General features: G+C 68.2%; 12 protein-coding genes. 5 read left to right on the forward strand and 7 right to left on the reverse strand.

Translation table 11 applies throughout. From position 1 onward, the window contains the following. The first annotated feature begins 5 nt into the window (after positions 1 to 5). Entirely contained in the window at positions 6 to 836 is an 831-nt protein-coding gene (locus AC5Y4T_RS14995) for an enoyl-CoA hydratase/isomerase family protein (RefSeq protein WP_499954055.1), read from the forward strand. Here AC5Y4T_RS14995 and AC5Y4T_RS15000 read toward each other — a convergent pair. The 3 genes from AC5Y4T_RS15000 to AC5Y4T_RS15010 form a co-directional block, all read right to left on the reverse strand. Further along, positions 831 to 1,610 carry an MBL fold metallo-hydrolase gene (locus AC5Y4T_RS15000; RefSeq protein ID WP_499954127.1) on the reverse strand — a complete coding sequence of 260 codons (780 nt, stop codon included), beginning with the start codon at positions 1,608 to 1,610 and terminating at the stop codon, positions 831 to 833. The two genes, AC5Y4T_RS14995 and AC5Y4T_RS15000, sit on opposite strands and share 6 nt — an antisense overlap. 8 nt (positions 1,611 to 1,618) lie before the next feature. Continuing rightward, positions 1,619 to 3,178, reverse strand: coding sequence for a long-chain-fatty-acid--CoA ligase (locus tag AC5Y4T_RS15005; RefSeq protein ID WP_499954057.1), 1,560 nt, complete (start codon positions 3,176 to 3,178; stop codon positions 1,619 to 1,621). A gap of 93 nt (positions 3,179 to 3,271) precedes the next feature. Continuing rightward, on the reverse strand, positions 3,272 to 3,745 hold the full coding sequence (locus tag AC5Y4T_RS15010) for a hypothetical protein (RefSeq protein ID WP_499954129.1): 474 nt from the start codon (positions 3,743 to 3,745) through the stop codon (positions 3,272 to 3,274). 299 nt (positions 3,746 to 4,044) lie between these two features. Here AC5Y4T_RS15010 and AC5Y4T_RS15015 point away from each other — a divergent pair, with 299 nt between their 5' ends. Genes AC5Y4T_RS15015 through AC5Y4T_RS15025 form a run of 3 tightly spaced genes read left to right on the forward strand, consistent with a single transcriptional unit; the run spans position 4,045 to position 6,685 of the window. Then, positions 4,045 to 4,836, forward strand: a complete 792-nt coding sequence (locus tag AC5Y4T_RS15015; RefSeq protein WP_499919534.1) for an SDR family NAD(P)-dependent oxidoreductase — start codon at positions 4,045 to 4,047, stop codon at positions 4,834 to 4,836. Between the two features lie 18 nt (positions 4,837 to 4,854). Next, entirely contained in the window at positions 4,855 to 5,796 is a 942-nt protein-coding gene (locus tag AC5Y4T_RS15020) for a catalase family peroxidase (RefSeq protein ID WP_499954059.1), read from the forward strand. 55 nt (positions 5,797 to 5,851) lie between these two features. Next, positions 5,852 to 6,685, forward strand: coding sequence for a sulfite exporter TauE/SafE family protein (locus AC5Y4T_RS15025; protein WP_499954061.1), 834 nt, complete (start codon positions 5,852 to 5,854; stop codon positions 6,683 to 6,685). A gap of 46 nt (positions 6,686 to 6,731) precedes the next feature. Here AC5Y4T_RS15025 and AC5Y4T_RS15030 read toward each other — a convergent pair whose 3' ends face one another. Together AC5Y4T_RS15030 and AC5Y4T_RS15035 are read right to left on the reverse strand one after the other, a co-directional pair. Then, positions 6,732 to 7,817 carry a glutamate--cysteine ligase 2 gene (locus AC5Y4T_RS15030; RefSeq protein WP_499954063.1) on the reverse strand — a complete coding sequence of 362 codons (1,086 nt, stop codon included), beginning with the start codon at positions 7,815 to 7,817 and terminating at the stop codon, positions 6,732 to 6,734. A 22-nt stretch (positions 7,818 to 7,839) separates the two neighbouring features. Further along, positions 7,840 to 8,274, reverse strand: a complete 435-nt coding sequence (locus AC5Y4T_RS15035; RefSeq protein ID WP_499954065.1) for an anti-sigma factor antagonist — start codon at positions 8,272 to 8,274, stop codon at positions 7,840 to 7,842. A 155-nt stretch (positions 8,275 to 8,429) separates the two neighbouring features. Between AC5Y4T_RS15035 and AC5Y4T_RS15040 the strand changes: the two genes are divergently transcribed. Continuing rightward, the gene (locus AC5Y4T_RS15040; protein WP_499919538.1) at positions 8,430 to 9,035 is read left to right on the forward strand and encodes a TetR/AcrR family transcriptional regulator; all 606 of its coding nucleotides are present in this window, start codon (positions 8,430 to 8,432) and stop codon (positions 9,033 to 9,035) included. Here AC5Y4T_RS15040 and AC5Y4T_RS15045 read toward each other — a convergent pair whose 3' ends face one another. Beyond that, entirely contained in the window at positions 9,036 to 9,701 is a 666-nt protein-coding gene (locus AC5Y4T_RS15045; protein WP_499919539.1) for a DedA family protein, read from the reverse strand. Between the two features lie 36 nt (positions 9,702 to 9,737). Further along, complete coding sequence (locus AC5Y4T_RS15050; RefSeq protein ID WP_499954067.1) at positions 9,738 to 10,547, reverse strand: SGNH/GDSL hydrolase family protein; 810 nt, start codon at positions 10,545 to 10,547, stop codon at positions 9,738 to 9,740. Between the last annotated feature and the right edge of the window lie 8 nt (positions 10,548 to 10,555).

Here is a 10,555-nt window from a genome sequence, read left to right on the forward strand (position 1 = left end):
GTCCCGTGGCGCAGACACCGCAGAGCAGCCCGCGTCCACCCGAAGGCGATTGGCTGGGTACGCCGTACCTGCGCTTCGAACGCCAGGGCCCGATTGCGGTCTGCACCATCGACCGACCAGACGCACGCAACGCGTTGAGCCCGGCGATGTATTTCGGAATCCGTTATGCGGTAGGACGTCTCAACGAAGACCCGGACTTGGCTGGGCTGGTGCTCACCGGAACCGGCGACGTCTTCGCGCCCGGCGGTGACATGGGCGGCGGGGGAGGCGAGGACAACTGGATCACCTTCGGTTCCGCGCTGGGCATGGACGTGACTCCGTTCGACGCGGTCCGCACCTCGGGCAAGCCCATCGTCTCGGCGGTCAACGGGTTATGCCAGGGCGGCGGCTTCCAGATCGCGCTGTGCAGCGACCTGTCGGTGGTGAGCGATCGGGCGACCTTCCGGGTGCCCGAACTGTTCCGCGGCTACGCCGACACCTACTACAGCCAGATGCTCGCCCGGGTGATCGGACCGGTGCGCACCCGCGACCTCATGTTCACCGGCCGGGTGCTCACCGCGGTCGAAGCCCTCGACTGGGGCCTGGTCACCAGGGTGGTTCCGCATGAGGGTCTGTTGGATGCGGCGAAAGACCTACTCGCGCAATGCTGTCGGACCGCCCCGCGCGCCCGCGGCGTGATCAAGTCCAGCATCGACAGCTATCTCGGCCTGTATGACCGGATCGGCATGACGGCCAGCCTGTCCGACGCCGAGGCCATCGAGGGGTTCCGCTCGTTCAAGGAACGTCGCTCACCCGACTGGGTGCACCCCGAATTGCGCGTCGAGGGGCGCCTATAAGTCGATCCACTCGCCGTGGGACGCAACCTTCAGCACGTTGCTGATGCCGGCCTGATCGAACGCCGCGATGAATTCGTCGACGCCCTCGGTGAAATGGGCCCAGCCGTCGACGTGGGCGGGAATCACCGTGTCGGCGCCCAGCAGTTCGGCCGCGGCGGCCGCGCGCGCCGCGGTCAGCGTCAGCGGCCGCCCGCGTTCCTTGCTCGGCACGCTCGCGGCGCCGGCGAACAGCACGGCGACGTCGACCCTTCCGACGCGATCGGCGACGTCTTGGACCGCGGCCATCGAGGCGTTGTCCCCACTGAGGTACACCGTCGGCAGCCCGGGCCCGGACAGCACGAAACCCGTCACCTCGCAGTTGACGTGGCCGCCGGCGTCGCGCTGCCCGTCGGCCGGACCGTGCACTGCCGGAACCGCTTGCACGGCAAGCGATCCGCCGTCGAATTCGTAAGACCGCCACGGCGCCAATCCGATTGCCGGCGGTCCGAGACGCCCCGCGGCACCGGGATGGGTGAGCAGCAGCGGCGCGGCCAGCGCCATCCGGCGGCCGTCGTCATCGAAATTGTCGGGATGCTGGTCGTGGCTGACCAGCACCGCGTCCACCGGCCCCAGCGCCGCGGCGATCACCGCGGGACCGGTGACCTTGGTCAGGTAGTCGTGCACCCCAGGCGGATCGAACGTCGGGTCCATGACGATCCTGCGACCCGCGATGTCGATCACCGTGGTCGGTCCGCCCAGCACGCTGACCGCACAGTCGCGGCGTGCCGCACCCACGCGAGTGCTCATATGCCGCGCGCCCGGTCGCGCCAGAACGGCTCCCGCAGCTGAGTTTTCAAGATCTTTCCGCTCGCGTTGCGGGGCAGCTCCGGCACGAAGTCCACGGTGCGCGGGCACTTGAAGCCGGCCAGATGCTGTCGGCAGAATTCGATGATCTGCTTCGCGTCGGTTCCGCCGTCGCTTACCACGATCGCCTTGACGGATTCGCCCCAGAAGTCGTCGGGCACCCCGATCACCGCGGCGTCCAAGACGGCGGGATGCTCGATGAGCACGCTTTCCACCTCGGGGCCGTACACGTTCTCGCCGCCAGTGATGATCATGTCCTTGATGCGGTCTTCGATGTAGACGTAGCCGTCGCTGTCCAGGCGCCCGATGTCGCCCGTGCGAACCCAGTCGTCGGCGGTGATCGTTTCGGCCGTCGCCTCCGGCCGGTTGAGGTAACCGGTCATGTTCTGGTTGCTGCGCACCCACACCTCGCCGGATTCTCCGGTCGGCAACGGTTCTCCGGATTCGGGATCGACGACGCGAATCTCGCAGCCCAACACCGCCTTTCCGGCCGCCAGCTGCAGCTCGGGCCTCGCGGCATCGCGGTGATCGTCGTCGGACAGCGCGGTGACCGCGCCGCACAGTTCCGTCTGCCCATACACCTGCACGAACTTCGTCTCGGGCCAGGTGGACAACGCTCGATGCAGCAACGGCAGCGGCATCGGCGCGGCGCCGTACACGATGTAACGCAGGCCGGCGATGGCCGCGGTCGCCGCCTCACCGGCGTCCAGGAACCGGGCGATCACCGGCGGGACGAAGAACGCGTGGGTGGCTCCGGCCCGCACCGCGCCGATCAGCGTGGCGGCATCGGGTTCGCGAGTCATGAATGTCGGTGCACCGGAACGGATTCCAAACAGCGCATAGCCGATTCCGCCGACGTGGAACAACGGCATGGCCACCAGGTTCGCGTCGCCCTCGGCGAATGGAAACGCCGGGGCCAGGTTCGACGCATGATTGACCAGCGCACGCTGACTGAGCAGCACGCCCTTGGGGCGTCCGGTGGTGCCGGAGCTGTAGATCACCAACGCCGTCTCGTTCTCGTCGACGGTCGGGTCGGGGCGCGTCGGTGCCGCCGCGGCGAGCAGCGATTCGTACTCGTCGCCGATCTCGATGATGCGGTTGACGCCCGGTACCCGCCCGGCGGCCGCCTCGGCCGCGCCGCGCAACTCGGCGCCGACCAGCAGCACGCGGGCGCCGCTGTCGGCCAGCACGTGGACGAGTTCGTCGCCGATCACCCGCCAGTTGACGACGGTGGTGACGACGCCGATGGAGGCGCCGGCAATGAGCACTTCGAGGCAGGCGGGGTGGTTCTTGTCCAGGAAGGCCACGCAGTGGCCCCGCTCGAGACCCGCGGCGCGCAGCGCCCCGGCCGTGCGGCGAATCCGCGAACTCCACTCGGCCCAGGACCACTGGCGTTCGCCGAAGCGAATGGCGATCGCGTCGGGACTGTGCTGTGCGTGGCTTTCGACGACGCCGGCGAGCGTCTCCGCCGTGTCCGTCCCCGTGTCGCCTGGTGGCATGAACCCCTCCGCGTTCGATGTGTTTCCGTCTGTAATACGTGGTCGGTCCCGCGGCCGCGACGCCGACCCTCGCAAGCGCGGATGGTCAGCGCCTCACTCCATGGAGCCGATCATCATTCCACCGTCGCCGGCGGCCTGGGTGGTGGCGCTGCTGTCCTGCCGGAAGTCGATGAACGCCGATCGGCCGTTCGAGGTGTTCAACAGCTCGGTGAACGTGCCGATCACCGGAATCGTGCCCTGCGGGTTCACCACCGTCGCGGTGTAGTTGACGGAGACTTCCTGCTGAAAGTTGGGGCCGGGCAGCGCCTTGACGTCGGGCGGCGCCAGGCGGTTCACATCGGTCAGGATGGCCGAGGCGCTGCCGGTGAATTGGTCGATGTCGGCCTGCAGGAGCCCCGCGGCATCGGTGCCGCCGGCGGGCTTGACGGTGATCCGCAGTTGCGCGCTGGTGTCGGCGTTGTTCAGCGCCACCCAGTTCGGGCCGCGATGCCCCAGCGTCCAGCCGGGCGCGGGGGTGACGGAGACGCCCTGCGCGATGGCGATCGCGTCGTCGGACGTCAGCGTTATCGCGACGGTGCGTTCGGCCCGGTTGGGGGTGAAGGTAAGGGCCGCGATCACCGCGACCGCGCTCGCCGTTCTCAGTCGCCATCGGGACCGGCGGGCGAGCGCCCGAGGCTGAGTGATTGACATCGTTGTTCCTAACGCCGTCGTCGCTGCGAAATTCGCCGGTGGAAACATCGTCCTCCAGCGGCCCCGGCAATGTCCAAGGCGGGCATGCCGATCGAGCCAATTTGTAAAGCCAACGGCGCGAACGTGTGTCACCATGACGGGGCCGACCGGCCCGACGACCCAGACAAGGATTCGACATGGTGAACCCCGAGCGCGCCCGTTCCCGCACCTTCGTCGTGACCGGCGCCGCGTCGGGAATCGGGCTGGCCACCGCGCGGCGACTCTTGGCCGAGGGCGGCACCGTGGTCGGGGCCGACCTGGCCGCCCCACCCGACGACCTGGGCCCGCGGTTCACCTTCGTGTCCGCCGACGTGACCGACGAAGCCGCCATCGCCGCGGTGCTGGCCGCGGTGCCGGGCCGCCTCGACGGCCTCTTCCACGCCGCCGGTGTCGCCGGGGGAGGCCCGGTGCACCTGCTGGACCGCGCCGAATGGGACCGCGTGATCGGCATCAACCTCACCGGCACCTTCCTGGTGGCCAAGGCCGCCCTGGCCAGGATGATCGACCAACCCCGGGCCGACGGCGAACGCGGCTCGATCGTGACCGTCGCCAGCGTCGAAGGTCTGGAGGGCACCGCCGGTGGCAGTTCGTACAACGCGGCCAAGGGCGGCGTCGTGCTGCTCACCAAGAACATCGCGCTCGACTACGGGCCCAGCGGCATCCGGGCCAACACCATCTGTCCCGGTTTCATCGAAACGCCCATGGCGCACAGCGTTTTCAGCATCCCCGGGATGGAGGGCCCGCTGGCCTCCATCACCAAGGAGCACGCCCTGCAGCGGCTGGGGCGGCCGGAGGAGATCGCCGCCATGGCCGCCTTCCTGCTTTCTCCCGATGCCTCGTTCGTCAGCGGCCAGGCCCTTGCCGTCGACGGCGGCTACACCGCCGGTCGCGATCACGGTGTCGTCGAACTCTTCGGCTTTCCCGACTGATCCAACTAAGATTCGTCCATGAGCGGTGGACTTACTCCTGACAAGGCGATCGAGGCGATCCGGGGCGCCGGGGGAGCCCAGCCCGGCTGTCGCGCATTGCACGCCAAAGGGACCCTGTATCGCGGCACGTTCACCGCCACCCCCGACGCGCTGATGCTCTCGCGCGCACAACATCTCGATGGTTCGACCGTCCCGGCGCTGATTCGCTTCTCCAATGGGTCGGGCAATCCCGAGCAGCGCGACGGCGCGTCCGGCGTGCGCGGGATGGCGGTGAAGTTCACCCTGCCCGACGGCTCCACCACCGATGTCTCGACCCAGACCGCCCGGCTGTTCGTCTCCAGCACTCCCGACGGCTTCATCGATCTGCTCAAGGCGATGCGGCCCGGCCTCACGACGCCGCTGCGCATGGCCAAACACCTGCTTTACCATCCGAAACTGCTCGGCGCGCTGCCCATCCTGCGCGAGGCGAGCCGGGTCCCGGCCAGCTACGCCACCACCGAATACCACGGGTTGCACGCCTTCCGCTGGATCGCCGCCGACGGAAGCGCCAGATTCGTTCGCTACCACCTGGTTCCGAATGCATCCGAGGAATACCTGTCCGGATCCGACGCCCATGACAAGGATCGAGACTTCCTGACCGACGAGCTGAAGGAGCGGCTGGACGGCGGGCCCGTGCGGTTCGACTTCCGGGTGCAGATCGCCGGGCCCACCGACTCGACGGTGGACCCGTCGGCGGCCTGGCAGAGCACGCAGATCGTCACCGTCGGCACGCTGACGATCACCGGGCTGGACACCGAGCGTGAGCACGGCGGCGACATCGTGGTGTTCGACCCGATGCGCGTGACCGATGGCATCGAACCCTCCGACGATCCGGTGCTGCACTTTCGGACTCTCGCGTATTCGGCCTCGGTCAAGCTGCGCACCGGTGTCGAACGCGGCGCAGAAGCTCCGCCGGCCTGACCGGGGCGATGGTCGCCTCGCGCCGAAATCGGTGGCGAGTTAAGGTTTTTCTTCGGTGTCGCCATTTCAGATGTTCCTCATATGCCTGGCCGGGCTGGGTGCTGGTGCGATCAACGCCCTGGTCGGGTCCGGCACCCTGATCACCTTCCCCACCCTGGTCGCGCTCGGCTTTCCGCCGGTTACGGCCACGATGTCGAACGCGACGGGTCTGGTCGCCGGCAGCGCGTCGGGCACCTGGGGATATCGCGCCGAGCTGCGTGGCCAGTGGGATCGGCTGCGATGGCAGCTTCCGGCGTCGCTGGCGGGCGCGGTAGTGGGCGCCTACCTGTTGCTGCATCTGCCCGAGAAGGTGTTCGCCCAGATTGTGCCGGTGTTGCTGGTACTGGCGCTGGTGCTGGTGGTGATCGGGCCGCGGATCCAGGCGTGGACGGCCCGCCGCGCCGTGGGGGCACGCCCCCACGCGTGGGAGGGACCCCCAGCCGCTTGCGGGGGAGAGTCGGAACGCTCGCCCGAGCACGTCAGCGCCCGCCGGATGGCGACACTGGTGTTCGGCACCTTCGCCGTCGGCGTCTACGGCGGCTACTTCACCGCCGCGCAAGGGATCCTGCTGGTCGGCCTGATGGGCGCCCTGCTGCCGGAGTCGGTGCAGCGCCTGAACGCGGCCAAGAACCTGTTGGCCCTGGTGGTGAATGTGGTTGCCGCCGTTGCGTATACGTTGGTGGCATTCGACCGGATCAGCTGGCCGGCCGCCGGCCTGATCGCGGCGGGCTCACTGGTCGGCGGCCTGCTCGGGGCGCGTTATGGACGCCGGTTGTCGGGCAACGCGCTGCGCGCCGTCATCGTGGTCGTGGGCCTGATCGGCCTGTATCGCTTGCTCGCCGTGGCCTGACGAGAGGCCCGGTGCGGCAACGGAATTGATCCGCCGAAGATGCGCCTCAACTGAGCGTGGCCGTGGCGGCCTCGGCGATGACGTCGCGAACCTCGCCGCGTTTGCGCCACGCCCGCAGCTGACGCATCGCCCCGTTACCGCCGGAGATCACGCGATCGAGTTCCTTGATGACGCGGTCATATTCGCCCAGCGCCTCCAGCGCGGGCCGCACTCGCCGCACCAGCACACGCAATTGCTCACTCGCCGGCACCGCACCGCGGCCGTCAATCAAATCCAAGGTGCGGCCGGACAATCCGTCGTGTGCTGCCTTCCAGTACGCCGCGCGTAGCGCACCGGGCGGGAGTCGCCGGGCGTCATCGGGTGAGTCGAGCGCGGTCATCACCGCCGCCCTGATCAGGGTGGCAAGCAGCACGGTCTCGGCGACGGTGGCCGGCACGTCGGCCACCCGGACCTCCACCGTCGGGAAATCCGCCGAAGGGCGTACGTCCCAATAGATCATGTCCTTGTCCAGGATCACCCCAGTGTCGACCAACATGCGCACCGTTTCGTCGTACTCGTCGGGCGAGGCGAAGAACGGCGGCGCTCCCGCCGCGGGCCAGCGCCGCCACAACACGCTGCGCCAGCTGGCGTAGCCGCTGTCCGCGCTGCGGTACACCCGCGAATTCGCCGACAGCGCAAGCAAAGACGGCAGCCACGGCCGCAGCCAATTGCTGACGTGAATTGCTGCGGCACGGTCGGGCACCTGCACGTGCACGTGGCATCCGCAGATGCCCTGCTCGTGCGCGACCATTCCGAACTCTTCACCCATCTTGCGGTAGCGCGGGGTGTCGGTGACGGGGAACTCGTGCGGCGTGGTCGGCGGGAGCCCGCACGCCAGCAGCCGGACGCCGGCGTCTGCGGCGGCCTGCGCCGCGGTGCGCCGCAACCGGGTCAGCTCCGCACCGAGTTCGGCGCTGGTCGACGCCACCTGCGAGGTGGTCTCCACCTGGCAACTGCTCAGTTCGAGCTGAAGCTTGATGCCCCGCCGCTCGGCTTCCACGGCGACCGCGGCGTTGCGCGCGGCGGGCTCGCCGGTTTGTGGGTCGACGAGGAGGAATTCTTCCTCGGCACCAAAAGTGGGATGCTCGCCCATGAGCCGATTACGGCTCGGGGCGCTACCAGCGGGCGGCCGCCGACAGGGCGGAGTCGACGGTCGGGTAGATCGGCAGCACGCCGCTGAGACCGCAGGCGTCGACGATGCGCGCGACGGTCGGCGCGCAGCTCACCACGCGCAGGTCGATGCCGCGTTTCTGGCAGCTCTTCGCCGCTTCGGCCAGCACCTCGAACGCGCAGCAGCCCATGAAGTCGAGTCCGGTGACGTCGACGACGAAGGGACCGGGCGCGGTGACGCCGCTGGCCGCCTCGGACACCAGGTGGCGCCAGGTCTCCTCGTTGCAGGCATCGATCTCGCCGCCGGCATAGATCACGACCGACGGGCCCCTGCGATCCGCGGTCGCCCGCAGCGTGGAGTTGGGGTCGCCCAGCTCGTAGACGAGTTTTGTGCTCAGCGTCAAATGACTGGTGGGCATCGCTTCAATGACAGAATTCATGGTGGTGGACCCCCTGATCGACAGGCGCAGAGACGCCTCGATGGATGCCCGTCCTAATGTCTGAAGACAGACTGTTGCCTACGTGAATCTCTTTTCTATAACGAGACAGGACGGTCTGTCTACCGGCGGGGGCCTAAGAGTACGTTAAGTCCGGTATGACAACACCCGATGTCGAAACTCCCACCGCGTCGCCTCGCGAACGCGTTCTGACTGCCGCATATGAGCTGTTCAGCCGGCGTGGCATCCGCGCGGTGGGCACCGATGAGGTGATCGCACGGGCCGGTGTCGCCAGGGCGACGCTGTATCGCCATTTCGCGACCAAGAATGCCCTGGTGCTGGCCGTGCTGGAGCGCCGAGAGGAGGTCTGGACCCGCGGTTTGATCGAGGAACAGTCGCGACGGCGCGGCGACACCCCCGAGCAGCAGTTGCTGGCGATCTTCGACGTCATGCACGACTGGTTTCAGCTCCGCGACGGCTACGAGGGCTGCTCGTTCATCAACGTGCTGCTCGAGCTCGGACCCGATCACCCGGCCGGTCAGGCCTGCATCGTCCACATCGACCACGTCCGCGACATCGTGCGGCGCCGCGCCGTGGCGGCCGGTTTGACCCACGTCGAGGACTTCGCCTCGTCCTGGCACATCCTGATGAAGGGCGCGATCATTCTGGCCGCCGTCGGAGATTTGGACGCCGCGCTGCGCGCCCGCAAGATGGCTCTCGCTTTGATCGACGAACACCGGCCGCCCTCGGGGGCGGCCGTCTAGTCAGACGGGGTCGGACGCGGTTGTGCCGGCCTTGCGGTGATGTTCGGCCTCCAATTCCGCGATCATCCGGGATGTGCGTTCCCGCAACAGGATCGCGGCAGTCAGCCCCGCCACGACGGCGATCACCAGGCCGATCCAGGAGAATCGTTCCAGCCAGCGTTCGGCCGCGATTCCGGCGTAGTACACCAGCGCGGTCGTGCCACCCGCCCAGCAGATCGCGCCCGACACGTTGGCCGCCAGGAACCGGGGATAGTGCATCTTCAGCGCCCCCGCCAGCGGGCCGGCCAAAATCCGTAGCAGCGCGATGAACCGGCCGAGGAAGACGGCGCGAACACCCCAGCGGTTGAACAGCTTTTCGGCAAGCGCGACGTGCCCGGGACCGAAATGTTTCGGAAACCGTCGGCCGAGCCGGTCGAAAAGCGGCATGCCGAATCGGCGTCCGATCGCGTAGCCGATCGAATCGCCGATCACCGCGCCGATCACCGCGGCGACGCCGACCCCGAGTGGGTTGACGGCCAGGTCATGGTGCGACGACATCAGCGCGGCGGTGACCAGCACGATCTCGCCCGGCAGGGGGATGCCCAGGCTCTCGATCCCGACCACACCGCCGACCACCAGGTAGACCGTGATCGGCGGAATCGAGTGCAGCAGGGGCTCCAGATTCATGCGTCAAGGATGCCTGACCGGTCGCGGATCCGTGGCTTAAGGTGTGCGCTTGAGTTCGCTCGGGGTGCGCAACCCCTCCAGCCGCGGGCGTTTGGGTTCGAGCCCGTCGTACGACGACATGCCGCGCAGGCGCCGCCAGATCCACGGGACGAAGCTTTCCCGCGTCCAGCGCAACTGCTCGTACGTGCCGGCCGCGAAGGATCGCTGAGTGGGATTGAGGCCGCCGAGTGCCCAATCATGGTTGGTGTCAGGCAAATTCAGCGCCTCGGCGGCCGCGGCGGCAAAAAGCATGTGCCCCTTGGTCGATGCGTGCACCCGGTCGATGGCCCAGGTGTCCAGCTCGCGCATCGAGGGCGCGTTGTACAGGTCGACGAGCCGGAAGCCGTAGCGCTGGGCGGCGGCGGTGATGGCCCCGTTGATGCGGGTCAGCCGCCCCGCCACCAGCCGTCCGAGCGGGAGGAACTGGGCGACGTTCGGAAAGGTCGTCGTCACCACCGTCGCGCCCGATTCGGCCAGTGCGGCGTAGATGTGCTCCAGGTCGGCCAGCGCGGGAGCGAAGGAGCGTCCGGGCTGGATGACGTCGTTCATCCCTGCGCAGACGGTGATCAGATCGGGCTGCATCGCCAGAGCCTGCGGAACCTGCTCGGTGAGCACGTGGCTGATCCGCTTTCCGCGGATCGCGAGGTTGGCGTATTGCAGGCCGGGATAGAGCGAATCGATCATCACCGCGAGCCGGTCGGCGAAGCCCAGCAGGCCGACGGTGTCGTCGCCGTCCCACAGGCCTTCGGTCTGGCTGTCACCGATGGCGACGAAACGGTGGTATCCATCGTGAGTAGCCCCGCTCACGATGCCGA

The sequence above is a fragment of the Mycobacterium sp. NGS11 genome, from assembly GCF_059813315.1.